The sequence below is a fragment of the Butyrivibrio fibrisolvens genome, from assembly GCF_037113525.1.
In the GTDB taxonomy this organism is placed as follows: Bacteria; Bacillota; Clostridia; order Lachnospirales; family Lachnospiraceae; genus Butyrivibrio; species Butyrivibrio fibrisolvens.
Genome location: NZ_CP146963.1, coordinates 528,329 through 554,077, shown reverse-complemented (window position 1 = coordinate 554,077; position 25,749 = coordinate 528,329). Strand labels below are relative to the sequence as shown.

Annotated in this window: 21 protein-coding genes and 1 tRNA gene; 15 read left to right on the top strand and 7 right to left on the bottom strand. The window is 38.4% G+C overall.

Going from position 1 to position 25,749, the window contains the following annotated elements:
* The first annotated feature begins 104 nt into the window (after positions 1–104).
* The 5 genes from nudC (at position 105) to WAA20_RS02205 (ending at position 4,509) form a co-directional block, all read left to right on the top strand.
* Positions 105–923, top strand: a complete 819-nt coding sequence (gene nudC, locus WAA20_RS02225; RefSeq protein ID WP_073389028.1) for an NAD(+) diphosphatase — start codon at positions 105–107, stop codon at positions 921–923.
* Between the two features lie 142 nt (positions 924–1,065).
* Positions 1,066–1,138: transfer RNA gene (locus WAA20_RS02220), tRNA-Gly, on the top strand.
* Positions 1,139–1,478: 340 nt separating this feature from the next.
* Positions 1,479–2,825: an AAA family ATPase gene (locus WAA20_RS02215; RefSeq protein ID WP_073389026.1), complete on the top strand. Its 1,347-nt coding sequence runs from the start codon at positions 1,479–1,481 to the stop codon at positions 2,823–2,825.
* A 141-nt stretch (positions 2,826–2,966) separates the two neighbouring features.
* Complete coding sequence (gene tnpA, locus WAA20_RS02210; protein WP_073389025.1) at positions 2,967–3,383, top strand: IS200/IS605 family transposase; 417 nt, start codon at positions 2,967–2,969, stop codon at positions 3,381–3,383.
* Positions 3,364–4,509 carry an RNA-guided endonuclease TnpB family protein gene (locus tag WAA20_RS02205; protein ID WP_338802114.1) on the top strand — a complete coding sequence of 382 codons (1,146 nt, stop codon included), beginning with the start codon at positions 3,364–3,366 and terminating at the stop codon, positions 4,507–4,509. Before tnpA ends, WAA20_RS02205 begins: the two co-directional genes overlap by 20 nt.
* Positions 4,510–4,545: 36 nt before the next feature.
* On the opposite strand, the gene WAA20_RS02200 is transcribed toward WAA20_RS02205, so the two are convergent.
* The 3 genes from WAA20_RS02200 to WAA20_RS02190 form a co-directional block, all read right to left on the bottom strand.
* Positions 4,546–5,130: a hypothetical protein gene (locus WAA20_RS02200; RefSeq protein ID WP_338802113.1), complete on the bottom strand. Its 585-nt coding sequence runs from the start codon at positions 5,128–5,130 to the stop codon at positions 4,546–4,548.
* 761 nt (positions 5,131–5,891) lie between these two features.
* Positions 5,892–6,686 (bottom strand): DUF4179 domain-containing protein, encoded by a 795-nt coding sequence (locus tag WAA20_RS02195; protein ID WP_073390579.1) that lies wholly within the window; start codon positions 6,684–6,686, stop codon positions 5,892–5,894.
* A complete protein-coding gene (locus tag WAA20_RS02190; protein WP_073390580.1) occupies positions 6,679–7,182 on the bottom strand; it encodes a sigma-70 family RNA polymerase sigma factor in 504 nt (167 codons plus the stop codon). Before WAA20_RS02190 ends, WAA20_RS02195 begins: the two co-directional genes overlap by 8 nt.
* Before the next feature lie 437 nt (positions 7,183–7,619).
* Between WAA20_RS02190 and WAA20_RS02185 the strand changes: the two genes are divergently transcribed.
* The 4 genes from WAA20_RS02185 to WAA20_RS02170 all read left to right on the top strand — a co-directional run bounded on the left by WAA20_RS02185 (position 7,620) and on the right by WAA20_RS02170 (position 12,855).
* Positions 7,620–7,778 (top strand): hypothetical protein, encoded by a 159-nt coding sequence (locus tag WAA20_RS02185; protein ID WP_338801142.1) that lies wholly within the window; start codon positions 7,620–7,622, stop codon positions 7,776–7,778.
* Positions 7,779–7,786: 8 nt separating this feature from the next.
* The gene (locus WAA20_RS02180; protein WP_338802112.1) at positions 7,787–9,493 is read left to right on the top strand and encodes a transposase; all 1,707 of its coding nucleotides are present in this window, start codon (positions 7,787–7,789) and stop codon (positions 9,491–9,493) included.
* 505 nt (positions 9,494–9,998) lie between these two features.
* Positions 9,999–11,624, top strand: a complete 1,626-nt coding sequence (locus WAA20_RS02175) for a sigma-70 family RNA polymerase sigma factor (protein ID WP_073389886.1) — start codon at positions 9,999–10,001, stop codon at positions 11,622–11,624.
* Positions 11,625–11,805: 181 nt separating this feature from the next.
* Positions 11,806–12,855: a hypothetical protein gene (locus tag WAA20_RS02170; RefSeq protein WP_073389887.1), complete on the top strand. Its 1,050-nt coding sequence runs from the start codon at positions 11,806–11,808 to the stop codon at positions 12,853–12,855.
* A gap of 102 nt (positions 12,856–12,957) precedes the next feature.
* On the opposite strand, the gene WAA20_RS02165 is transcribed toward WAA20_RS02170, so the two are convergent.
* Positions 12,958–14,274 (bottom strand): AAA family ATPase, encoded by a 1,317-nt coding sequence (locus tag WAA20_RS02165; RefSeq protein ID WP_073389889.1) that lies wholly within the window; start codon positions 14,272–14,274, stop codon positions 12,958–12,960.
* Positions 14,275–14,468: 194 nt separating this feature from the next.
* Between WAA20_RS02165 and WAA20_RS02160 the strand changes: the two genes are divergently transcribed.
* Entirely contained in the window at positions 14,469–15,290 is an 822-nt protein-coding gene (locus tag WAA20_RS02160) for a MerR family transcriptional regulator (RefSeq protein WP_073389890.1), read from the top strand.
* Between the two features lie 271 nt (positions 15,291–15,561).
* On the top strand, positions 15,562–17,265 hold the full coding sequence (locus WAA20_RS02155) for an RNA polymerase sigma factor (protein ID WP_338802734.1): 1,704 nt from the start codon (positions 15,562–15,564) through the stop codon (positions 17,263–17,265).
* A gap of 88 nt (positions 17,266–17,353) precedes the next feature.
* Here WAA20_RS02155 and WAA20_RS21040 read toward each other — a convergent pair whose 3' ends face one another.
* Together WAA20_RS21040 and WAA20_RS02150 are read right to left on the bottom strand one after the other, a co-directional pair.
* Positions 17,354–17,569, bottom strand: coding sequence for a GyrI-like domain-containing protein (locus WAA20_RS21040; RefSeq protein WP_139263853.1), 216 nt, complete (start codon positions 17,567–17,569; stop codon positions 17,354–17,356).
* 6 nt (positions 17,570–17,575) lie between these two features.
* Complete coding sequence (locus WAA20_RS02150) at positions 17,576–18,466, bottom strand: DegV family protein (RefSeq protein ID WP_073389893.1); 891 nt, start codon at positions 18,464–18,466, stop codon at positions 17,576–17,578.
* 490 nt (positions 18,467–18,956) lie between these two features.
* Between WAA20_RS02150 and WAA20_RS02145 the strand changes: the two genes are divergently transcribed.
* The 3 genes from WAA20_RS02145 to WAA20_RS02135 are packed head-to-tail and all read left to right on the top strand — an operon-like array spanning position 18,957 to position 23,636.
* On the top strand, positions 18,957–19,940 hold the full coding sequence (locus WAA20_RS02145) for an ATP-binding cassette domain-containing protein (protein WP_073389895.1): 984 nt from the start codon (positions 18,957–18,959) through the stop codon (positions 19,938–19,940).
* Entirely contained in the window at positions 19,933–21,309 is a 1,377-nt protein-coding gene (locus tag WAA20_RS02140; protein WP_073389896.1) for an ABC transporter permease, read from the top strand. Before WAA20_RS02145 ends, WAA20_RS02140 begins: the two co-directional genes overlap by 8 nt.
* Positions 21,306–23,636 carry a CPBP family glutamic-type intramembrane protease gene (locus tag WAA20_RS02135; protein WP_073389898.1) on the top strand — a complete coding sequence of 777 codons (2,331 nt, stop codon included), beginning with the start codon at positions 21,306–21,308 and terminating at the stop codon, positions 23,634–23,636. Before WAA20_RS02140 ends, WAA20_RS02135 begins: the two co-directional genes overlap by 4 nt.
* Before the next feature lie 176 nt (positions 23,637–23,812).
* On the opposite strand, the gene WAA20_RS02130 is transcribed toward WAA20_RS02135, so the two are convergent.
* On the bottom strand, positions 23,813–24,883 hold the full coding sequence (locus WAA20_RS02130; protein WP_242951227.1) for a M15 family metallopeptidase: 1,071 nt from the start codon (positions 24,881–24,883) through the stop codon (positions 23,813–23,815).
* A gap of 252 nt (positions 24,884–25,135) precedes the next feature.
* Between WAA20_RS02130 and WAA20_RS02125 the strand changes: the two genes are divergently transcribed.
* Positions 25,136–25,591 (top strand): hypothetical protein, encoded by a 456-nt coding sequence (locus WAA20_RS02125; protein ID WP_073389900.1) that lies wholly within the window; start codon positions 25,136–25,138, stop codon positions 25,589–25,591.
* Positions 25,592–25,749: the final 158 nt, after the last annotated feature.

The following is a 25,749-nucleotide window of genomic DNA, read 5'->3' as shown; positions in this document are numbered from 1 at the left end:
TCTGTGCTATATTGGACAAAAGAATAATTGCTTAGTGCTTATTCTAATAGCATTATAATGTTGTAGATGTCAAAAGTAAATTTGAAGCTCTATGGAGGATTATCATGATCCAGGATATCGCACCATCTGTTTTCCACAATGAATATAGTAACAGAAAGCCGCAGGAGGGCGACTACGTCTTTATCTTCAAAGGAAGAGAGATCCTTGTTAAAGATGAGGATGATAGCATCACCTGCCCCAAGGTATCAGATATCGGAGACGATAAACTCCAGTTTCTTTTTAGTATCAACAATAAATTTAACTATCTGTATCTTGGAGATGAAGAGATAGAGCCTGAAGGCTTCCGCTACGAAAGCATAAGGAACCTAAGACGCACAGACAACAAACTCCTTGCCTTTGCAGGTATGACAGCTTATCATCTTCACACCTGGTATATGAATAACCGCTTCTGCGGAAGATGCGGTGCAAAGACTATTATCTATAACAAAGAACGCGCCCTCAAGTGTCCTTCCTGCGGCAACATTATATATCCTCGCATCTCTCCTGCAGTCATCATAGCTTTGACAGATGGCGACAAGATCGTAGTCACAAGATATGCCGGCAGAGAATACAAGGGGCTTGCCCTTATTGCAGGCTTTTGCGAAATAGGCGAGACTGCAGAAGAAACTGTAGCAAGAGAAGTCATGGAAGAAGTAGGCCTAAAGGTCAAGAACGTCAGGTATTATAAGAGCCAGCCCTGGGGATTTGAATCAGATCTCCTTCTTGGATTCCACTGCGAGCTTGACGGCGACAGTACCATAACCATGGATGAAAGCGAACTTAAGACCGCCGAGTGGATAGGCCGCGATGAACTTGAAGAAGATACAGAGCACGTAAGCCTTACAGCTGAAATGATGATGGCATTTAAGCATCATAAGTTTTGATCAGTGCACGCAAGCTCTATAGTTTATAAACATTATCAGAAAAAATATCAGATTTTTTGAAATTTGATGTTGACACTAAGATGATATTGAGGTAATATACTTCTTGTCGCTGCGGGATGCGCAAGCGACAAACTGAATAAATGCGATAGTGGCGTAGTTGGTAACGCGCGACCTTGCCAAGGTCGAGACCGCGGGTTCGAGCCCCGTCTATCGCTCGCATAAAACAAAAAGCACATCCTAAAGGATGTGCTTTTTGTTTTAGTGAGCGGCAGAGGAGCCGCTCACACGCGGTGCAGGATTCGTATCTCCGCTTCGCTCCGGTCGTCGCAGGACCGAGGTCCCCCGGACCTCGTGCGACCCGTCTATCGCTCGCGTAAAGAGATGATCACATGATCATCTCTTTTTTAAATCGTATGCTCACACTATTTTTTGTATTTTTGACAAAACAGGTCTAAAACTATCTGTTTTTTTGACAATATTTTTGACATTTTTGCTTGATTTTTGATTGTATTTTTGACAGAAAAGGTTTACTATTGGCTTAAAGGAGTAGCAATCATGGAACTTAAGCGAAAAACAAGTCAGGTAATCAAAGATTGGTTTTCAGGTGATAAAAAGGCTTTACTTATAAAAGGAGCCCGTCAGGTAGGAAAGACATATGTCATCAGGAGTACACTGAAGGAACTTGGAAACAATTACTATGAGGTGAATCTGATTGACTCCCCTGAAGCTATCGATATTCTTATGAATGTCAAAAATGTGGATGAGCTGATTATGGGTTTGTCTACAATTAATGATATGCCTCTGATCAAGGGGGAGACTGTTATTTTTATTGATGAAGTTCAGAAATGTAAGGAGATGGTCACCAGAATCAAGTTCTTAGTGGATGAGGGTAGTTTCAAATATATACTTAGCGGTTCGCTCCTTGGTGTGGAACTTACTAATCTTGAATCTGCGCCTGTTGGATATTTAACTACACATGAGATGTTTCCTTTGGATTTTCAGGAGTTTTTGCAGATAACAAATATAACTGAAAATGTAATGGCTCATTTAAAAAAATCGTTTGAAGACAGAACCCCTGTCATGGATTCAATTCATGAAAAGTTAATGACGCTTTTTTTACAGTATTTGGCTGTTGGTGGTATGCCGGACGCTGTTAGTACTTTTGCCGAGACACATAATATTAATGCCGTTTTAAAAATTCACAAGGATATAGCTGAGCTTTATAAAATGGATTTTACAAAATACGAGGCCGAAGATAAGCGCCTTCAGCTCATAAATGTTTATGATCTGATTCCGGCTGAGCTACTTAAACAAAACCGTAGATATATTGTTTCTGACATCAAAAAGGGATTGCATTTCGAAAGAGTACAAAGCTCTTTTTTGTGGCTGAATAATGCAGGTGTAGCATATTCTGTTTATAATGCCACCGAACCGAGAAAGCCTCTTAAATCCAGCGAAAAGCAAAGTCTCTTCAAACTATATTTGTCTGACGTCGGAATGCTTACATCTATTTATGGAATGGATACCAAGCGTATGCTTATAATCAAAAATCCCAACATGAATGCCGGCGGGATATTTGAAAATGCTGTTGCTCAGGAACTGCGAAGTAAAGGATTTTCACTATACTATTACAATTCCAACAGATTGGGAGAATTAGATTTTGTAATTGAGTACAAAGGCAGCATCTACCCAATAGAGGTAAAAAGTGGTAAGGATTACACCGTTCATTCTGCAATCAGCAATTGCGTTGCTAATCACCAATATGAGATGCAGGAAGCTTTTGTCTTTGCTGACTGCAATATTAAGCATGATAAAAAAATTACATATCTTCCAATCTACATGGTTATGTTTCTTGAAAAGGACCAGAGTGAAGATTTTATCGTAGATGAAGTATTATTTTAACACGCCGTGAGCAAGAAATCCCCCACCTCTATAGGTAGCGGGATGAATTGCGATAAACACGGCGTTTCTTGACTTTTGTATCTGATGATATTATAATCTAATTGTAAATCAGTCGTATATATAATAAAGGCTATAATAATTATGAAATTAGATAATAATAATCATTCAGTGTTCATGATGCGTTATCACCTTATCATGTGCGTAAAGTTCCGCAACAAGGTGATAGATGACAAAATCTCAAGCCGTCTCAAAGAAATATTTGAGAAGATTGCCCCTACGTATAACATTACGTTAGAGGAATGGAATCATGATATTGACCATGTACATATCCTATTCCGAGGACAACCTAACACAGAGATAAGTAAATTTATTAATGCGTATAAATCTGCAAGCAGCAGACTTATCAAGAAAGAGTTTCCTCAGATACGTAAATCTCTTTGGAAAGAGATGTTCTGGTCACAGAGTTTTTGTCTGCTGACCACAGGCGGGGCTACCGTAGATATTATCAAGCAATATATACAATCCCAAGGTAAGAAAGATGACAAACAGAGCCATTAAGTATAGAGCATATCCTACAACTGAACAAAGTGTTATGTTTGCCAAGACCTTCGGCTGTTGCCGCAAGTTCTATAATCTTATGCTTTCCGATAAAATTGAGAGCTACAAGTCTACAGGTAAGTTTGTTACTGTAACACCTGCCAAATACAAAAAGGATTATCTATATCTCAAGGAAGTAGACAGTCTTGCTTTAGCGAATGTACAACTAAACTTACAAAGCGCTTTCAAGAACCGCTTTAGCAAATCCCGTAAGAAAAACAACGGATTTCCTAAATTCAAATCTGCAAAACGCAGCCGTAAGTCATATACTACAAACAATCAGCATGGTACTGTTGCCATTACTGATAACAGCATTAGACTCCCTAAAATCGGTCATGTGAAGACAGTTATCCATCGTAAGCCTAATGATAGCTGGATAGTCAAATCAGCTACTGTATCACAGGAATCTGATGGAAAGTTCTATATTTCCGTATTGTTTGAGATTGCAGATAGTATAAATACCTATGTAGCAGACACGAATAACTGTATTGGTCTAGATTATGCTTCTGACGGTTTGTATGTAGATAATAATGGTAACGTTGGTACAAATCACAAATACTATCGTGAAAGCCATGATAAGCTTGCTAAATCACAACGTAGGCTGTCACGTATGCAAGGCTCTAAAAAGCATGAAATCAAATCCAATAATTACCTAAAGCAACTCCGTAAAGTAAACAAAATACATAGACATATCGCTAATCAGAGATTAGATAATCTGCATAAAATATCTACTGAGATAGCCAATCAGTACGATGTTGTATGCGTAGAATCTCTGAACATGAAATCTATGTCAAATAAAGGTTTTGGTAATGGCAAAGCTACTCTTGATAATGGATACGGTATGTTTCTGTCAATGCTTGAATATAAGTTATCAGAAAGAAACAAATATCTTGTAAAAGTAGATAAGTGGTTTCCATCATCACAGATATGTCATTGTTGTGGAAAGATACATCCTGAGATGAAAAATCTCACAATTCGCACAATGAAATGTGATTGCGGTCTTACAATAAGCCGTGACCAGAACGCTGCTATTAATATCTTACGTGAGGGATTACGTATACTAAACGAATCTTTTGCAGTAGCTTAAAAATTAAATATACAGTAGGGATGGAATAGCCCTAACTTATACGCCTGTGGACATTGTGCAAGACATTGAGTTGCGTATCATCGTAGCCAATGCAGTAGTGGTTGAAGCAGGAAGCTCCGACTTCAAATGCGTAGCATTAAGTCGGAGTAGTTCACACACCTTAGTAATCTGAGACTCTCCCTTATGATTCCACATAAACTGCACATCGCTTCCGGCTTCTGGTTTTCCTCCCAGGTTCTCAGACAGCTTTGCAGGTATCAAAAGCTCCCAATAGCGAACCATATAGGTGTCATCTTCTACTGCTTCAACAACTCCAAGGTGCTGTTCAAAAATCTGCATAAAACCTTCCTGTACTTTAACTACGCGGTATTTAGGAAACTCTTCATTGATCTTTGCAAGTCTTTCTTTGTCTTCAAGCTTTTCAAAGTCCTTGCTCTCAATGAGTTTTCCTTTGATATTTGAAAAGTCATTATTAAGTGGAAGAACCATTAATGCGTCAAAGCTGTTACCCTGTTCATCAGCCGCAGGTCCATATTTGTTAAAAAAGCTGCGCATAGCCATTAGTTCTGTATTTTTGTAATCAGCAGGTTCTTCTGCTCTTATGATTAAGTTATCTAACATTCTTTTTTCCTCCATTTATGCTTATCATTCTAATTTGAACAATAAAAAACCATGACATCTTACGCCAAGATATCATGGTTCATAAAATCAAACATATCAAAAATAATCCACATAAAATGCGGCTTTTACCATAATATTATTAAGCGTAATCAAATAAGCCAGTAGATTTCACCACTAACTTACACATATTGATTCATTGAATCCTTATGCTCATTGCAATATCATGTAGCCGTATTGCAATGAATTATCTTACAACGCTTAACATAAATTTCCTCTTTTATATTATGGTTAAACACATTTTATGTTATAAGTCGAATACATTACCTGACAATATTTCTGTCAAGCATGGGGAAGACAGACGACATATATCGCCTCCAGTTCCGCTGCTATAACAGCAAAAAAGCCTATTCTGCATACGCAAAATAGACTCACACAAATAGACCTACTGTGACAGTTTAGGCTAAAAATACATGATAATCCAGTTTAAGCGTACACAAAACAGCCGCATAGCAGCCATCAAAAAATCATCGTGTTCACTCAAGCTAAATTATCTAATAATCATTCCTTTACCTAACGCCAAGCGCTCTTTCTCTATATTTTTAAAACCTTTTCCATACTAACATCGATACTGAACGGTTGCAATCATTTTTTCATTGCTTCGGCATCGAATATCTATCACTTTTTAACACCCTCTATATACTCAAATACTCTTTCAAAGAGAGCCACCCATCACAGGCAGCTCTCCTATAGAAGTTATGGTTTTATTTTCCTTCAGTTATAAGCTCTTCAGCCATATCGAATAGCTCATCAACAGTAAGAGTTGTATCGAAAGTCATAAGACAGTAGTGAACGCCATTAACATCAAATATAAGGTTTGTAATCATCTGTGTTTCTTCCTGATCTGAACCATAGCTGATAAAGAAATGATCATCGTTTTCCATCCTGTCAAGGAGTTCCTGTGATACCTGTCCTTCCATGTTAGGCGGAAGGAAAAGATATTCATCCAGGCTGTATTTTACAGCAACATCTCCAACCATTCTTGTTTCCATTGAGGTGTCTTCATCATTCCTTATGGTGCTGACAGGCTCAATGTCCAGGTAGATATCCGGTAGTCCATCCTTTGAATATGTGATGTCTAGGCCGGAAGCATCAGCCATTTTGGCTCCATCTTCACTGTAATCTGACATATCGAATATTTCAGCGCTTCTGAAGGTGAAGCCATTATCAAAACGCTCAACTGTAAGCACATCCATATTTATATCATTCTCGAGTTTTGAGATGTCCACATATGTTGTGGTTTCACTACCAATCCTGTTATGGCTTACTATGCTCGAAACTATTCCACTTGCTGCCAGCGCAGTACCTCCGACAAGCAATACACATGCTGCAGCAACGATAGCTGCTGACTTTAGTCTGAAACTTGCCTTCATAATCATTCCTCCACTTTGTCTTGAATATTGTTCGCTTATATTGCGAAACATCTTTTCTTTTGTATGTCCTGAGAAATGGAGTTCATTCATGGAGCTGTTGTAGATTTCTTTAATCTGATCATTCATATGCTTCACCTTCCTTTGGAGAAAAACGAGAATCCTTTGATAACGCTTCTTTAAGTCTTCTTCTGCCTCTTGAGAGATAGTTTGCTACGACAGTTTCTCTTTTTCCAAGAATCTGAGCGATCTCTTTGATGGTATACCCTTCATAGTAAAAGAGATGGATGCTTATCCTGTAATTTGCCGGGAGCTTCTTAAGCTCTTCTGTGAGTACAGATACCGGTTCCTCCGGTATAGCCCTTTCCGGCACCGCATCAAGTCCGATAGTCTTTACGAAGAAAGCGCTCTTTTTCACATCCTTGCAGGCATTGATTGTAGTCCTGATTATCCAGGCTTTCTCATGCTCGCGGCTATCAAATCTTTGGTGGGAGGACAGGTATTTCAGTATTACATTCTGACATATGTCCTCTGCATCAACCGTCCTACGTAGGTAGCTGTAACTGATCCTAAGTATCATGTCAGCATATGTTTCCAATATCCGCCTTGCTTCTTTTTCCTCCATGACATAACTCTCTTTCTGTATTTTTTAGAAGGCCTTCTAACTATAATACGATTCACATCTAAAAAACCTATCACTCATCAAAAAAATTTTTCAAAAAATACTATCTTGTGCACATCGTATAGCTTTTGCAGTTACAGTTCAGACCCTAGCTTGACGCACAACCCTAACGATTAAAAATCACATATTAAAATTGTCTCAAACCCAGAAAAAATCTTACTTTTTCTGGGTTTTTCTATTGCATTTATAATCGTTATGATATATAATATAAACGTAACGATGTATCTTTGAAAGGAGAACGCCATGGGCATAATTAAGCAGTTAGACAAACGAACCGGCATCACTTACGTATATGAATCCAAGGCATACTGGGACAAAGAAAAAAGCAGAGCCGGGCAAAAAGAACGCTGATCGGAAGGATTGATCCGGAAACCGGTGAAATGGTTCCAACTGATGGAAGACATAGAAAGACCGCGGAAACCGAAGAAAAAGAACCCGACTACAAAAAGCTATATGAAAAGCTTCAAAAGAAATGTGAAGCACAAGAAATACTCATCAAATCTCTCAAAGCAGAAATAAAACAGTTAAAGGCTAAGTAATCACTTCTATGAACGACTATCAGTATGAAATAATTACAACTCTACAGTACCGCGTCAAGAATCTTCAGGCACAGGTTGATGCCTTCAAGAACGGATCCAAGTATCTGCAGATGGATGCTCAGTATAAGAGTATGCTTCATACTGAAGAATGCCACATACACAAACTTGAAGTCGAGCTGTCCAAGGCTCACGCACAGACTATAGATGTCAGAAATAAATGGTGGGACACCATTGAAGATGTCTATAAGGATCATCAGAAAGAAATCGCTGCTAAAGATGCCAGGATCAGAGCGCTCGAGAAGCGCATCATCCTGGTGGAGCAGCAGCGAGATGCTGCCCTGGACAAGGTCGCTGAACAAAGGCGTGAATTATATGAAGTAAAAACTGAGCTTGAAGAAGAACAGGGAAAGAATCTTAAACTGACAGCTCAGATCAACAGAGATTATGAGAACTCTTCTAAACCATCTTCCCAGTCTCCAAATCACAAGAAAATATCCAACAGCAGAGAAAAAAGCGGCAGACGTCCAGGCGGTCAGCCTGGGCACAAAGGTCACGGTCGAAAAAAGCAGGCTGTATCAGAGCCAGTTATTATGCTGCCTCCACCGGAAGAAGTACTTGAAGATCCTGACTTCAAGAAAACCGGCAAAGTCATCCGTAAACAGATGATAAATCTGAGGTTTTTCCTGGATGTTAACGAATACGCTGCTGAAGTCTACTATAATTCAAAGACGGGCGAAAGATCCCACGCGCAGTTCCCTGAAGGATATATCAATGACGTAAACTATGGCGGCAGCGTCAAAGCACTTGCATTCATCCTTAATAATGAATGCTGCGTCTCCATAGACAAGACCATCAAACTTATTTCAGATCTCACTGACGGAAAACTGAGCATTTCAAAAGGCATGGTCAATGGTCTCTCCAAAGAATTCTCCATGAAAACGAATAAGGAAAAGAAAGAGCTTTTTGCATCACTGATGCAGAAGCCTGTACTCCATACAGATAACACCAATGCCAGAAGCAATGGAAGCAGTCGATTTGTATTTATTGTTGCTGCTCCGGATGGGACTGCCCAGTACTATTTCAGGGAAAACAAAGGTCATGCAGGAATAAAAGATACCCCTGTCGACCTTAACCAGTCAGCGATATTCATCCATGACCATGACACCACCTTTTATAATTATGGCAGTGGCCATCAGGAATGTATCGCTCATATCCTGAGATACTGTAAAGACAGCATACAGAATGAGCCTGATCGGAAATGGAATAAGAAGATGTATAAACTTCTGCGGGAAATGGTTCATTACCGAAACGGCATTGATGAAACCACAGGATTTGATGAAAAAACTGTCATGGAATTTGAAGAAAGATATGACAGCATCCTGGAAGAAGCCCGAGAAGAATACGAATATATTCCACCCAGTAAATACTATAGGGAAGGCTATAACTTATACAGGCGCATGGCAAAGTATAGGTCCAGCCATCTGCTGTTTTTACATGATATAAGAGTTCCGCACAACAATAACATGGCGGAACGTCTTTTGCGTGCCTATAAACGCAAGCAGCACCAAGTCATGAGTTTCCGCTCGGATGCGAGCATTGATTACCTCTGTCAGAGCATGAGTATGCTTCTGTCATTAAGACAGGATCCAGAATCCAGCGTGTATGACAGCGTATCGAAGATCTTCGATAGACAAAAGGCCGGTAGATCGACTTGATGAATCAAGTGTAGTCTACCGGTCTTCTTATCTCAAGATAGGGTCTGAACTGTAACCTTTTGCATTAAAATTATAGAAAATTTACTGTAAATATCTTGACAATTGGAAACAGAACTTTTTACAATCAAGATAACATAAAAAGCAGAAATGCTTTGACGGGGCGGTGCTACGGCAACGTCCTATTTTTTATGTATATTTCTAATCCTTCAATTCAGGGATATAACAAGTGGTCTGGAAGTGGTCTTTTTTAAGAAGAGAACGCCTCAAAGCTCCTATTCATGCGGATTTTGTAACGGCTCAATACTTCGAACCCCGTCTATCGCTCTTTTTAATCAGAGCCCCATGCTTATATTTGTTTTAGAGCGGAAAAAGGATAAAATCTAGCCCTATAGGCTTTGTCACTTAATTGAAATTTTTTTATTTTTTTCACCAACCTTTTTTATTTTTCTTACACTATATATCCGTACAGCGCTGGTACGGATAAATGATATGTTGGAGAATGAGTATGATCAAGGAAAACGCAGACAAACTTATAATAGAATACTCTCCAAAAATCTACGGATTTGCAGTAAAGAAAGCATTTTCCCTTGAGGAATCGGAAGAACTTGCGGCAGAGATGGTAAAAGAAGTGTATTTATCATTACTTGAGGCTAATGAAGTATTCAACGTGGAAGGCTATGTCTGGCGCATTTGCGAGCATACATATGCGAAATATGTAAATAGCACCAAAAAGCACCAAGGCATTTCTTTGGACGGAATGGAGATTCCTTATTACGACAACTACAATCTCGGAGAAAAAGATAAAGATCTCAAGAAACTCCGCCAGGAGATTGGCTTTCTTTCTGAAAAAAGACGACAGATCATTTATTCATTTTATTACGAAGGAAAATCTATTCAGAAAATAGCAACTGAAGAGGATCTTTCGGAAGGAACAATAAAATGGCACTTGAATAAGGCTAGAAACGATTTGAAGGAGAATTTTTCTATGGAACGAAAAGTAGGAAGTTTGGGAATCTCACCAATCGAGGCTATTTGTTTTGATCATAATGGACAACCGGGTATTAAGGGTGGCCCAGAGGTTTATTTGGACGACAAGATAAACCTTAATATTGTATACAGCGTTTATGACAGCCCCAAAACCAAGGAAGGAATTGCAGAAGAGATGGGCATGACACCTGTATATTTGGAAGATAGAATTGCATTCCTTGCAAAGAATGGCTTCCTGGTAGAAACGAGCGGGAAAAGATATACCACATATGTGAAATTCACTCCAAGGGAACGCAGTCTGGAGCAGGAAGAAGAGATACTAAAGAGCAAGATAAAAGTTGCAGATAGCATACTAAAAAACTATGTTCCAAAGGTAAAGGAAGCAATTAAAAAGATTACAGATATTTATATTCCAAGTGGCAACCCAGAGCTTTTTGAAGCTACAGCCATATTTTATGCCATCGCTAATAAATTCGACTTGCCTATTGTAAAAAATGTGTCTCCATATCTTATTAAAACGCTTGATGGCGGTGAATACTATGTTACTGTAAATCTTAAGTCGGAGATTATTGATCCTGACTTTAAACCAATCCTAGAAGAAAGTACCAGAGATTACACGGCCTGCGGTTCAATGACGCGGAATTCCTGGAAATATCCAACGGTCAAAGCCTGGTCAAACGACAACAGATTTTCTACTCGTAAAGGAATGTGGCAAAACAACCTCAATACGGATTACGATGCCATATATGAAGTAATCTGCGGTGACATCGAGGACAACAAGGCAAATGAAGAAAAGTTCAAGCGTCTTCGTGAGAGAGGTTTTATAACAGATGATGGCAGACTAAATGTGCTGGTTGTCAAGAAAACCATGGAAGAGTTTGATGCCTTAATCCCATCTACCGAGAAGGAACAACTTGATGAATTTGCAAAGATTGCTATAGAGCAGGCTGTTATGCTTGCCAAGAATTATCCGCCGCAGATGCAGGACTTCATAGTATTTGAATTTGTAAAATGGTATGTTGATAATACTATTGCTATGATTGTATTAGATAAATTGTATGATTCCGGCGAGTACAAACCTCTTACTCAATCAGAGAAGGCAACAGTAAATCTACTGGTATTTTCGGATAGACTTCCTCAGTAAATTCAGAGCCCTCAGGCCACACAAGCCTGAGGGTTCTAATCATATTTTGGCACAAAGTATAACATGTCATTAGTACAAGCAAAAGAATTTTATTGGTATATAGCACATAAAATCTGCATCACAGCACTTTTTACACATACAAGCCAATGTTATAATAATAGAGTTTGAATCAGGAGGCTTTATGGACGTCAAAGAGGTTATACAACTTTTTTCAAATAAAGATGCAGTATACATCACAATAAAAAACACCAGTCATGGAGATGATGATTTTAGAGAAACACTTCTTGTAGACTTTGGCACTGAAAAAATTGTAATAAAACTAGCTGCAAATGTTTTTACAGATGAAAAACATCTTTTACTCTGGGAACGGATTGCTACTGAATACCGCAAACTCGGATACTACTGCCCTCTTTTTATCAGGGCTACTGATGGAACATATCCAACAGTTTCATATAAAGGCAAAGATTGTATAGTCTGGGGCGAAGAATATTCCAGGTACAGATCTGCAGAAGAACTCATAAAAGAAAAGTTTTCAGATACGCATCTTGTTAATGATGGATATTATTCCTTCATTGATGATGCTCTGATCATGGATGCAAAGGTTGCATCATGTCATTTTGATTATACTGATATGCCATCAGCATACTGTATGTTCGAACTATATGATCCTTCTGACAAAACAGACGAAACCACAGCTGATGCTGAAAAATGGCTTGATTTCGCCAAAACTCTTCCTAAGGAATATTCATCTCAGGTTAAACGGATTTGGAATAACTGGCTTAGTGCAAGACGTGAACTTGAAAAGATTTATCATCAGTTACCGACCTCTGTTTTCCAGGCAGATACTAATGATACCAATGTACTATTGGATGAAGACGGTAACTTTAAAGGAGTTTACGATTTTAACATAGGCGGACGAGAAGTGTATATCAATTATATATTCCGACAGACACCTTACGTTTCAACATGGGACTGTTATGCTCACTTGGAAAAAGATGATCTTTTCCTAAAGCGCATTATCCACGCATTGGAGATTTCGAAGAAAGCTTATTCTTTCTCGGATCTGGAAAAAGCTGCTGCCCCGCTTCTCTATAAATGTATACGCCCCTTGTGGTGGTATGCTTCGCGAGAACTTAAGGATGCTGGTACAGATAGAAATAAAATAAAACAGCATTTAGACCTCATTGAATACGAGCAAAATAGAGAAATTGCATTTGCAAAGTACATGTAAAGTGGTATGTTATATTAATCGCCAATTCTAAATCAGCATCTAAAAAACAATCCCATGCTTACGCTTTCTGTAGGCATGGGATGTGTTGCTTTTAGCTATCTTTTAAATATACGCATCAATATTCCAACCAATATAAAGAGGCAAGCTAAGAGTCTTGGTTGCTTCACAAAGATTCTCTGCTATGTTCTTCCTTGAAAGTTTGAAACCTCTACGCATTTTATACTTCTTACAAAACTGTTTGTAGCTCTTGGCCTGAGTGTTATCAGCACTTTTCACCTCAACAGGAAAGACTTCCCCATTTGTCTCAAAGAGAAAATCAATTTCTGCGGAATTACCTGAACGCCAGAAATATGGTTCTTTTCCCAACGATTTAAGTTCGTTAAGCACATAGTTTTCAGCGAAGGCCCCTTTGAATCTGACAAATCCATCAGTCTCATCCATAATAGTCTGAGCTGAAACTCTCGATTTAGCGCGCAATAGCCCTATATCTGACATGTAAACTTTAAAGTACGTCTTATCGGCAGCACCAGATAATGGGAGCTCTGGCTTTTCTACAAGTTCTGTCTTGGTAATGAGGCCTGCATCAGATAGCCAGCAAAGAGCGTCCTCTAGTTCAGCGGATCTCTTTCCCTCTTTTACATGTGAAAATACAAATTTATTATTCTCTTTTGCCAGTTGAACCGGAACAGAATCCCATATCCAACGTATCTTGGGAATTTCTGATAAAGGAGCATGCTTAGAAAAATCATCCGCATAATCGCTTAGTATTTCATTTTGCACTTCTTCAACTTCTGCAAAATCATGAGTCTCAACCCAGGTTTTTACAACTTCGGGCATTCCTCCTACTATGTAATACTCTTTTAATAACCTTTCCATTGGATTCGCATAAAGCTCTGGTATCACTCTATCAGTTGGCCAGTCCTTAAAAACCTCGATGAGATCCTCTCTATCATTTGCTATAACAAATTCTTTAAAACTCATTGGATATAATTGCAACCTGTTAACTTTACCCACAGGAAAAGAGATATTCTTTTCTTTAAGGGCAACGCCAAGTAAAGATCCAGCACAAACGAGATGAAGTTCTTTCATATTTTCGCAGAAATACTTGAGCGCCGTTATTGCTCTTGGGCATTCCTGTATTTCATCAAAGAAAATAAGTGTTTCTCCAGGAATTATTTTAGTCTTAAAGTGCCTCTCTAGCTCAGTTACGATTCTTTTTACATCATAGTCATACTCAAAAACTGCCAAAAGATTCTCTGAACTTTCAAAGTTCACATATACATAGCTATCAAAACATTCCTTTGCAAATTCATCAATGATATACGTCTTTCCGCACTGGCGCACGCCCGTTAGAAGCAGCGGTTTCCTACGTGACTTATTTTTCCATTTCTTTAAATCATTTATTATTTCTCTATACATAGCGCCTCCAAAAGTCGTGCCACTTTTGCAATAATTATAACAAAAGTCCTATGACTTTTGCAAATCCGTCTACAAAAGTCGTAGGACTTTTGTAAAAGTGGTTCAGGCATTCCTCTTTTTCTTTTGATTAAAAATAGTATTGACCTTATACTTAACTATAATGATACAACGGTTTCAGAAAGGAGATGCGAGGTATGACAATAAAGGAGTTTTCAAATCTGTGTGGCTGCAACCCACAGACAATAAGGTACTACGATCGCATGAATCTGCTGAAACCGGTTAAAGTTGATGATTGGACTGGGTACCGCTTTTACGATGAAGAACAGGCATTGGATTTTGTTAAGATCAAGAACCTCCAGACTGCTGGCTTTTCAATCGACGAAATAAAAGGACTCCTTAATGCAAGCGATGAAGCTATCTATGACGCTTTTTCTCAAAAAATAAAAGAGCAGGAAGAACATCTGAAGAAGATGATTGAAATCCGCGAGTCATACCAGAACGAAATTACTATGATAAAAAACAAGATAAGAGAATTACACAGTTCAATCAAAAATTCAATGGAAACATATTCACCTGCTGAGGAATTCGGTATCAGCATAGAAGAATACAACGAAATCGTTAAAAATCTGGATTCTTGCTTCAATGAATTCCTTAAAGACGAGGACATTTCAAAACTCAAATTAAAGAATCATTCAGCCACAAACAATAGAAAAGTGGAAAAAGAGTTTAATGAATGTTTATCCAATCCTGATCTGGAAAATATATTCGAGACACATGGATGGAAATATGTAAAAGATTTTTATTCTGACATCCCGGAAGTTTCAGCTGGCGAGGAATACTACTATTTGTTTAAGCTTGATGACGAAAAGAGTAACAACACTGCATTTGCAAATACATTCCTTGGAATACAGTGTTTACAAAACGAAGATAAAGCTATACGCTTGCAATGCAAAGTCATCCGTTCAGATGATGATCAAAATCATTTCTGGCTACTTAGAAAAAAGAGTTCCAAGTAAACGCATCATATAATAGACCGATATTCACTCGCGACATGAGGTTAAAAATGAACCGTCAGGAATTAGCTTTAGTCCCTCCATCAGGTAATCATAGCTTGTGATAAAGGCAATATAGCTTCAGCAAGCACTGCCATATGCTGCGGCGGAATATTGACTGATGAGTTTGAAGAAGATGGTGTGATAAAGCAACACTACACAATTGAACTTACATAAAATGTGTGTTATGGTCTGTCAAATGGCAGGCCATTTTTTAATTGCCAGATTGAAAAAGATGAAAAAAATTTGTAGAATCCACCAAACCTTGCGGCAAATTCTGCGACTAATAAGAGAAGCTTCAAAAAAGGGGTACCCAATGGACAAAAATAACATAACAGAATATGCCGACGAACTCATGAAAGTTGCAGTGAGTAAATGTGACAATCTTGAAGATGCCAAAGATCTTGTGCAGGAAACTCTGCTGACCGCGCTTACATCTATAAGCAAAGGCAAGGTGATATCAGAACCTAAAAGCTGGCTTATGACGGTATTAAATCACAAATATTACGATATGCTCAGACAAAGGTACAGGAAGCCCACTGTCTGCATAGATGAAATTGGTGAAATACCTGATGAAAGCTCTTCCTCCGATAGTTCTGAAGACGCGGAGAATATTCGCCGATGTCTTGCTACGCTTGCCGGTATCTACCGTGAAGTCCTAGTTCAATACTATATGAATGGCAAGAGTGTATTAGAGATATCTCAGCTGCTCAAAATTCCTGAAGATACAGTTAAGACCAGATTGTTTACAGGCAGAAAGCATATTCAGAAGGAGTTTACAATGGAGACTTATACTAAGCAAAGTTATGAACCGGATGATCTTTTTATTGGCAGCGCAGGTCAGATTGGATATAATGACGAACCCTGGTCTCTTGTAGGGGATGACCGTATTAAGATGAACCTGTTGATATTGGCATATAAGAAACCAATTACACTAAGTGAATTATCTAAGGCTATTGGCATCCCAACAGCTTATATTGAACCAATAGTAGCTACTCTTGTTGCAGGACAATTAATGAAGAGGGTCTCTGATAAAGTATATACTGATTTTATTATCTACTCAGAGCAAGACCGAATGGCTAATTTCAATATCCAATTGAATTTGGCAAAAGAGCTTTGTGATGGAATATGGCATATCGTATCCGAAGGTCTTGATGAACTACGCCAGAACAATTTTTATAAAAAGCAAAGTTTAGATCAAGCACTTAAACTGGAAAGCTTTTTCTTTTTAAGAACCATTACATCAGCTACATTAGACGTTAGAGATGAAGCCTGCGGAGGAAGAGAATCCTCAGAGCATTACCCGGAAAGACCTAATGGAGGAAGATGGTATGCTATGGGTAATCTTTATCCTCACGGTTATGATTATGAAAATTGCCCTTATAGTAAATTTCATATGAGTGGTGAATGCGTTCATACACGGCAAAATCTTCTCGGTGCAAAAGAAATAAGTATGTGTAGTTATGATACAGATTCATCAGTTTTGGGAGCAAACTATCATGACAACAGCGATGATTCCTATCTAAAATTTGTATATTCAATATATTTAGGAAAAACAGATATGCTGGAGATGCTTGATAAAAAGCTTTTGGAAGGCATCAATGAGATTCTGGAATTCAATATCATGTATCGTGATGATGAAGGTCAGTTAAAAATCAATATTCCTGTTATAACCATGTCAGACCGCTGGACTTTGTATTCACTAAGTAATAAATACTCCAAAGAAATAGCTGAAGAATATCGCGATAAAATAGTAGCCCTGGTTAAAAATCCCGTGAAGCTTCCAAATCATCTTAAGTCTGTTCCTAATTGGATTAAATATCTTAATTGTTGTAATCTTTTCCCTTCAGCAATTATATCTGAAGCAAAAGATAGGGGGCTATTTTTAAAAGGATATGATAAACCGGCGCCTGCAGTAATACTCTGCGTCAAAAAATAACATATATAAAAACTCTTATCATCAATTCATGTCGAACTGATGATAAGAGTTTTTAGTAAGTGGCTATCCCATGATGCCCATCTTACAGTCATCGTTTCTTGATCGGTAGCCAAATCTGTACACATCGTTCAGATTTTGGAGTCGAGTGATATACAGCAAGCTCCTGTGCATCTGCAAGTTCAAATCCTAGACTTGGCATCCATTCTGTAACTATATCGATTCTCTGTCTTATAAGCTTTTCATAATCATCTATAGGCTTGTCTATATCTTTTGTTTCAAAAACAGCATAGGTAGCTTTGGGAATACTCCATCAGCTATCCTTCTCATCTCCAACGAAAAAGACTGCGACAGTTCCCGGGCCTGTATGGCTTCCTATAGTTGTTCCTATATCATTGATCATGACCTTGCCATTTAGCTTAGGGAATCTTTCCTCGATGAGGCTTGCCACATACTCAGCATCCTGCCTGCATGCAGACTGAGATATGAAGCACTTGCCGTTATAGTCTTTACCACCAAGAGCCTTTTCTTCCATGATATCTACTACTCTTTGTGATACCTTTTTCTTACTTCTGACCTTTTCTCTTGGAATAAGTTTTCCCTCGATATTCACGTTAAGAAGAGGACAGATATTCAGCATATTTCCGACAAAACCTGCGGTTTTTGATACTCTTCCGCCCTTAATATAAAAGGTAAGATCTGTTGAGAAAAACCAGTGCTGGACCTTATTCCTTATATCCATAGCATAATCAGTAAGCTCTTCAAGACTAAGTCCCTGATCTCTCTTACCTGCAAGTATATCTACTAAAAGGCCATAGCCTGATGAAGCTGCAAGAGAATCTATTACCACTATTTTCCTATCGGGATATTTTTCGAGTACCATGTCTCTTGCAATATTTGCCGAGTTGATCGTTCCGGATATTCCTGAAGATAAAGTAAGATGAAGAATATCCTTACCTTCTTTTACAATACTCTCAAAGTACTCTTCATACTCTTCCACATTGATCTGCGAAGTCTTGGTATCTGCTCCGTTCTCCATAGCCTTATAGAAATCATCCAATGAAACCGATTCGCCAAGATCATCTAAATAGTCAAAACCATCAAGCTGATAGTGGAAACATATGTAACTAATCTTATTCTTTATAAAATATTCTTTTGGTAGATCAGCTGTAGAACAACAACTGATAACGTATTCTGAACTCATACCTTCCTCCTTCCATGCCCTTTTACTTTAAAAACTGGAAGTTTTTCTCTATACAGTTTATATTATGACTTTATCAAATTCAATATCCGGCAAGAATCATCGCCACTGTGAGCATTGTTTCAATATATACTATCAGTATAATTTTATATCCAAAACTTTTGTATCTTATATCTTAAATGCAGTCAAATACGCGAATAAGACTCAAAACACGCATTTCCGGACTTTAAAAATAATCCTTCATTATTTCTAGTAGAATCCTCTTAGTAACAAGAATAGTTTCCATTATCCAACGTCATTCTCATAATTATTTAGTTGAAAAATATTGGAGTTTCATACTATTTTTGTTAAAATCTATACTTGTAACATTATTAAGGAGTATTTAAAAATATTGTAAAGATTCCCGTAGCTTTTTATAAGCTGCCAACAGAATCATATTTTTAGCTCCCGGACCCAAAAGGTCTACAAAAGAGGACTATTGAGGAGATAACACATGGCATTTGAAGTTAAACATTTGCAAAAAAGATTTGGGGATAAACAGGCTGTTGAAGACCTTTCCTTTGAATTAAAAGAGCCCGGAGTTTATGCTCTGCTCGGAACAAACGGTGCAGGTAAATCAACATCCATTCGTATGATGCTCGGCATACTTGCCAAAGACCACGGCGACGTACTTTTAAATGGTGAAGCTTTTGATACACGTAAAGTCAACGTAGGATACCTCGCAGAAGAAAGAGGCTTATATCCTAAATACCCTATCATGGATCAGCTTTTATACTTTGCTTCTCTTAAGGGATTATCTGCAGATGATGCAATGGACAAGATCAAATACTGGGGAGACAGACTTAAGGTTAATGAATATCTTTTCCCGGAGAGAAAAAAAGGTAAGAAATTCAAACCAACTCTTGCAGACCAACTGTCCAAAGGTAATCAGCAGAAGATCCAGCTTATGGCTGCCCTTATCTCTGATCCGGAATTCCTGATCCTTGATGAGCCGCTTTCCGGTCTTGATCCTGTTAATACAGATCTTTTCAAAAGCGTGATCCGCGAAGAAATCGATAAGAAAAAATACATCATCATGTCATCTCACCAGATGCCTGTTATAGAAGAATTCTGTGAAGATATCACCATTCTTACCAGAGGAAAAGCTGTAGTTCAGGGTAATCTTAATGAGATCAAGAAATCTTACGGCCGCGTTAACCTCTTCGTTAAGTGTGATGAAGATATTTCTGATACTATTCAGACTCTTGGCATCAAAGTACAGAGTGACACTCCTGCAGGAATCCAGCTCAAAGTTAAGAGCGAAGATGAAGCAAGAAACCTTTTAAAGCAGCTTAGTGATACAAATAAGACGATCGTTAGATTTGAACTCAGAGAGCCTTCTCTTCACGAGATATTCATTGAAAGTGTCGGCGAAGGTGCAGAAGCTGACGATCAGGACATTGCAGGTACTAATGCGGAGGAAAAAGTAAGTGAATAAAAGTGATTTAAGAGGATTCAGGCAGGTCTTCATGTTCGAATTCATTACAGGCATAAAAAAGACCGGCTTTAAGATATTCCTTGCGATAATGTGCGCCATGGCATTTTTTACCATGCCGATCATACTCATCGTAGGCAATATTAAAAGTAAAGATAATGATGCTGATAAGAAAAAAGAGCAGTCAGACTCAGCTATAGAATCTGTATACATTTTTGACGAAACTGGACTTTCCATTGACTATACTCTTTTGAATGAATTGGAAGATTATGCAGGCGTTTCGTTTGTGACAGATAATGATATATCATATGACGATGCTGTAGACAAGCTTAGAAATGATCCTACATCCAATAACCTTGTTATCAAAAATGAATATGACAGCAAAAATGGTTTCGATGTAACGATCGTCCGTTCACCCAAAACTGACATAGGCCTTTTGGCTATCGAAGGCTTTGAAGACGATTACAAAGCTTTTTTCAGAGAAGAAGTTCTTAAAAGTACCGGTATAAGCGAAGACGATTACGAATATCTGTCCAAAGATATTAATGTAACCATCATGAAAACAGCTAAAGACGGATCATTTTCTGAGGACAAAGGCACCATTAGCCATTCCGATTATTTTGTAATGTTTGCAGGACTTATGATCCTGTTTATGTTAATAAACATGTCAGTCGGTAATGTTGCAACTTCTATTGCTACTGAGAAATCTTCCAGAGTAATCGAGTACCTTCTTACAGGAACAAGGCCCCTTGCACTACTTTCAGGCAAGATTGCTGCAAGACTTCTTGAAACTACTGTTATGATCTTCAGCTCATACTCAAGCTATTTCCTTTCACAGCTTGTATGCACATTCCTGATGGCAGGCGCTTCTGCATCAGGCAGTGCTTCAAATAACGTTGTTGTAGTTGCTTCTATGTGGGAGACTATTACTCTTCCAAAGCTCCTTATAGCTGTGCTATACTTCCTTGCAGGTCTTTTCCTGTTCACTATAATCGGTGCACTGGCTGGAGCAAGTGTATCCAAGCTTGATGAACTTCAAGATGCGTACAAACTCTACAGCTTTATTATGGTAATAAGCGTTTATGCAGATATGTTCCTCATTATCATGATGCTCAACACAAGTAATATTGAGGCTTTAAGAAATTTCTGCGCTATATTCCCGTTAACAGGTGCATTCCTTACTCCTGCTCTTATACTTACAGGAAAAATAAGTATTCTGACAGGCATGATAGCTCTTATTATCATCATCATTGCTACTGCCCTTACATTTATTCTGGCAGCAGCAGTTTATGAATCCATGCTCCTTTTCCAGGGAAAGAGACTTCAGATAAAAGATGTAATTGCACTCATGAAAAAACAGGTGGTTGTATGAAAAACTGGCTCAAAATATTAAAATTCACACTAAAACAAGCCGTTAAAGGCAAAAAATTCATAGCTTCTACTGTTTTGATAGGTATAGTTATCTTAATAGTAGCAGCCGGTTCCAACATTCTCATATCAGGTGCTCTGAACAAAGAGATTCAGGTAAGTGATCTGCAGGACGTTTATATCGTTAACGAAACAGATCTTACTATAGATACTGACAGCTTTATAAAAAAGCATCAGAAAGATTATCCTCTTCTTAAAATTACTGATCTTGAAGGAGTAAGTGCCAAGGACGCTGCATCAGATCCTTCCATCTATGCTCAGAACTCATCATACTCAATCGTACTTGAGATAAAAGAAGATGAAGAAAGCTGCAACCTTACAGTTTATATTCCTGAAGAAAGTAATATGGGCAGTGGTGATAGCGATGATTTTGCTGAAGATTTTGTAGAAGCAGTACACAATGCAAAGATCGCAAGTACAAATATTTCAGAAGATGAACTCAACATGGCCATAAGTGATATAAAGATCACCAAGGTCCTGGCTGAAGAATCTGAGGAAGCCAAAGATAACACTCTTTTAGCTTATCTTGCTCCCATGGGCGTTATGATGCTTCTGTACCTCCTTGTAATATTCTATGGACAGAGTATCGGTCAGATAATCAGTATGGAAAAAACTTCCAAGCTCATGGAATATATCCTGACCCTTACAGGTCCTACAGGCCTTATATTCGGTAAAGTAACTGCCATCTTCTGCGAAGCTGTTACACAGCTCCTTGTATGGCTTGTATGTGGTTTAGGCGGTGTTGCTATTGGAAGCGTCATATCCTCTAAGCTTATCGGTGGAAATGGAACTAACCTCATAGCTCTTTTTGTAGAGATGCTTCCAGAAGGTGGTGTTTCCAACAACTTCATAGTGCTGATAATACTGACACTCATTGCACTGCTTGCTGCATTCCTTTTCTATTGTTTTGTTTCTGCACTTTTTGCATCATTTGCAGCAACGGCAGAAGAACTGGCACAGACTAATGGTCTTTCCATAATGACTATGATGGTAGGATTTTTAGTATCAATATATGTACCTCTTTTTACAGATAATTCAAAGATCGGGCTTATGATCATCAGGATCATTCCTTTTACATCAGCATTCGTTCTTCCGGGAGATGTTGTATGTGCAAGGATCAGCCTTATAGAATTTATCATTTACTTTGCTCTTCTTTTGTTCTTCACAATAATGCTTGCAGTTCTTACAGGAAGAGTTTATAAGAACAGACTCTTTAAGCGCGGCACAAAAGGAATCTTTGCTGAGATACTCTCTACCATCACAGGTAAGGTATCAACTAAAGATAGTGATGAAGATGCATTAACTACCTCTTCTGAAAATGGTAAGGCTTTGACCGTTACCGATTATGAAAAGATAGATAAGGCTAAAAAGTCCTATACCGTTGTAGGTTTTGCACTCCTTGCACTTATCCTTGGCGCTAACGCACTTGGAACTCTTGTAGGAAATGTCATTGCCAACCTGATGGCAGCGAACTCCAACAGGGACCTTATGTCAGTATACTCAGACACTTCATTTTTGGTAATCAACAATTGTGTAGCTATGTACCTTGTTGCATGTCCTTTATGCGCACTTGTCATGAAATTCACCAATGACTCTGTTGTCAAAGTAAAAGGACACATCACAAAGAACCAGTACTTAAGATCCATATTTATGATGTTCCCGATCGATATAGGCCTTTCAAAACTCAGTGAGTTTCTGGCATCTGCATTATCAGGCGGCGAAGCCGAGAACGCCGTTGCAACTAACTTCCTTACCGGAGACAACATTCTTGCAATGATAATGGTATCCGTATTCGCACCTGTATTTGAGGAACTTATCTTCAGAAAACTCATAATCGACAGAACCCGCCGCTATGGCGAACTTGTAGCGATCCTGTATTCAGCAGTTGCATTTGGAATATTCCACTGCAATATCTATCAGTTATTCTATGCATTTGCATTAGGACTGATCCTTGGATACGTATATGTAAGAACAGGTAATGTGATTCTGACGATCATCATGCACATGGTCGTAAACTCATCTTCATCGGTTTTATATCCTTTAAACCCTACAGTTTATGAGTACTTTATCTACGCTATGCTTGTCCTTGGAATAGGCTCTATCATATATACATTGATAAAAAGAGATATTACCTTCGAAAAGACTAAAGACAGCGTTGCATTCAAGGATCTCTCAGGTGTTGCCTTTAGGAATTCAGGTACAATCCTGTTTACCTTGGCAGGTATCATGATAATGCTCTATTCATTATTTGTTCCGGTATTAATGAAATAATCCGGTCCTAAAAAGATCATCCTGATGCACTAGTTCAGTTGCATCGAAGCAGGAATACTTTTTCAATACTATATTGTTAAAAAAGCTGAATGGCTATCCAGAAACGGATAGTCATTCAGCTTTTCTTGTATCATGAATTCTATTGTCGCAGGGATGATTCTTACCCTCTCACGTAGCTATTTATACTTGGCTCTTAGTTCGTCAGCTACAGCATCAGGTAGCTCAAAGTGCTGATAGTCCTTGGAATTAGTCCAGCTTCCTCCCCATTGAAATCCATGCTCAATAAAGAGTTTATAGCAAAGGTCATTTTCATCTATCTTGTAAGGAAAGTCTGCCTCCCTATCGAGGTAAGGTGCACCTGCTGCCGGCTCAATTGTCCTTGTACCATCAACTATCTTGGTATAGGGATTATACAAAGGATTAATATCAACAGCTATTCCAAGGCCGTGTTTAGAAATCTTAGTAGTATGAGATATACACCTGTAATTAAAGCATGATGAGTTATTAGCCGTCATGGAAGTCTCATCATCTGCATCATAGTTATCAACAAGTTCCACACGTTCGATAGGATAGTTATTAAGATATAACTCTTCGAATATCTCAAGAAGATCCTGTGCAATTATTTCATGACATACCATCTCGCCCTCTAAAGTATTCCCCTCAAGATTCTTATGAAGAATATGAATATATCTAAGATCTTCTATAGGAACATTGCAATCATCCTTATAGGATTTACCCTTCATTCTTGCAAATATCTCGTCGGATATCATCGCTATATAAAAATCTTTTTCGCTTATTTCAGGTGTCATTGTGTTATTCTCTTTCGTCGTATCATTCTGTTCTTCTATTACGGAAGAATCTGTATTTGATTGCTCTGCATCTGACTTATCTGTATTTGATTTATCAGCATTCGACTGGTCGGTATTCGAACTATTAGTATTAGAACTATTAGTATTAGAACTATCAGTATTTGGCTGTTCTGTATCCGCTTTCTCCGAATCTGTTTTTCCTGTATTCGAGCTATCTTTACCCGTATTTTCTGTACCAGATATATTCTCCGCACTGTTATCAGCTGAGCTATTATCAGTCCCTGAATCTGAGCGAATGCTGTCTGTCAAAGAAGTACCTGCAACATCTGTTACAGCAGTACCACTTCCTGTCACACCATCTGCCGAATGTCCACACCCCTGACATAGCAACACCATCACCAAAAGAATACTAATAATATTTTTACTATTCTTCACCATATTTAACCTCGTGTCGCAAGTGAAATGAAAGAACTAAGATTTTTGTAACACCAAATCTCATCTTAAAGATTTCAACTATCAAATTCTCTCCCATTACCTTCATATACTACTTTACCATATCTTATTGTACATCCTCTCTCACTGTTTTATAATCATGGCTATGAGGGCTTTTTGAATCACGTATAAAATTGTAAGCAGCCATCATAATATTCAATTATTTCAGATAGCAATAATCACACTTGGAGGAAATACATGGCAAAGCGCAGAAAAAAGAAGAGTTCAGGAGCAAAACTCGTTCAGTTCCTTTTAATGCTAGTAATCCTTGGACTTGTAATATTCATATTTAAGATCGCAGTATGGGATGCAATACTCAAGAAAAAGGCTGTTAACTACGCCGTATCCAACGTAATCGAACAAGTAGCCGCATCTTCCGGCGTATCCGTAACTTCAGAAGAAGTAGAAGAAGTCCTCAATTCTATGGATCCTGAAGACCAGGAAAAACTCAATACTATCATTGAAGAGAACGTTGATTCAGAAGCAGTCTCAACCATATCTTCATACGTTTCAAATGGCGACATGGAAAGCGCCGCCGAATACGTACAGGAAAACCTCTCTGAGGAAAATGTCGAAGATCTCCAGGAACTATATGACAAATATCTGGCAGATGAGTACGGTAATATCGATATCTCTCAGTATGGCAATCAATAATTGCCCCATCGCGATAGCTGAGATCAGGGACTTGGGCAAATAATATCATACGCCGATTTTAAAAAAGATCACGAATTATCTTAGGGGATTAGGAGCTGCAGTACAGCGTGTCCACGTAAGCGGATAATCCCCTTAGATAATTCGAGATCTTTTTTACA

Coding starts and splice junctions, on each gene's coding strand:
- WAA20_RS02180 (WP_338802112.1), top strand. CDS start 7,787: ATGAACGACTATCAGTATGAAATAATTACAACTCTACAGTACCGCGTC.
- WAA20_RS02160 (WP_073389890.1), top strand. CDS start 14,469: ATGACAATAAAGGAGTTTTCAAATCTGTGTGGCTGCAACCCACAGACA.
- WAA20_RS02170 (WP_073389887.1), top strand. CDS start 11,806: ATGGACGTCAAAGAGGTTATACAACTTTTTTCAAATAAAGATGCAGTA.
- WAA20_RS02130 (WP_242951227.1), bottom strand. CDS start 24,883: ATGGTGAAGAATAGTAAAAATATTATTAGTATTCTTTTGGTGATGGTG.
- WAA20_RS02125 (WP_073389900.1), top strand. CDS start 25,136: ATGGCAAAGCGCAGAAAAAAGAAGAGTTCAGGAGCAAAACTCGTTCAG.
- WAA20_RS02165 (WP_073389889.1), bottom strand. CDS start 14,274: ATGTATAGAGAAATAATAAATGATTTAAAGAAATGGAAAAATAAGTCA.
- WAA20_RS02185 (WP_338801142.1), top strand. CDS start 7,620: ATGGTTCCAACTGATGGAAGACATAGAAAGACCGCGGAAACCGAAGAA.
- WAA20_RS02135 (WP_073389898.1), top strand. CDS start 21,306: ATGAAAAACTGGCTCAAAATATTAAAATTCACACTAAAACAAGCCGTT.
- WAA20_RS02155 (WP_338802734.1), top strand. CDS start 15,562: ATGAAAAAAATTTGTAGAATCCACCAAACCTTGCGGCAAATTCTGCGA.
- tnpA (WP_073389025.1), top strand. CDS start 2,967: ATGAAATTAGATAATAATAATCATTCAGTGTTCATGATGCGTTATCAC.
- WAA20_RS02200 (WP_338802113.1), bottom strand. CDS start 5,130: ATGTTAGATAACTTAATCATAAGAGCAGAAGAACCTGCTGATTACAAA.
- WAA20_RS02205 (WP_338802114.1), top strand. CDS start 3,364: ATGACAAACAGAGCCATTAAGTATAGAGCATATCCTACAACTGAACAA.
- WAA20_RS02215 (WP_073389026.1), top strand. CDS start 1,479: ATGGAACTTAAGCGAAAAACAAGTCAGGTAATCAAAGATTGGTTTTCA.
- WAA20_RS02195 (WP_073390579.1), bottom strand. CDS start 6,686: ATGAATGATCAGATTAAAGAAATCTACAACAGCTCCATGAATGAACTC.
- WAA20_RS02145 (WP_073389895.1), top strand. CDS start 18,957: ATGGCATTTGAAGTTAAACATTTGCAAAAAAGATTTGGGGATAAACAG.
- WAA20_RS02190 (WP_073390580.1), bottom strand. CDS start 7,182: ATGGAGGAAAAAGAAGCAAGGCGGATATTGGAAACATATGCTGACATG.
- WAA20_RS02175 (WP_073389886.1), top strand. CDS start 9,999: ATGATCAAGGAAAACGCAGACAAACTTATAATAGAATACTCTCCAAAA.
- nudC (WP_073389028.1), top strand. CDS start 105: ATGATCCAGGATATCGCACCATCTGTTTTCCACAATGAATATAGTAAC.
- WAA20_RS02150 (WP_073389893.1), bottom strand. CDS start 18,466: ATGAGTTCAGAATACGTTATCAGTTGTTGTTCTACAGCTGATCTACCA.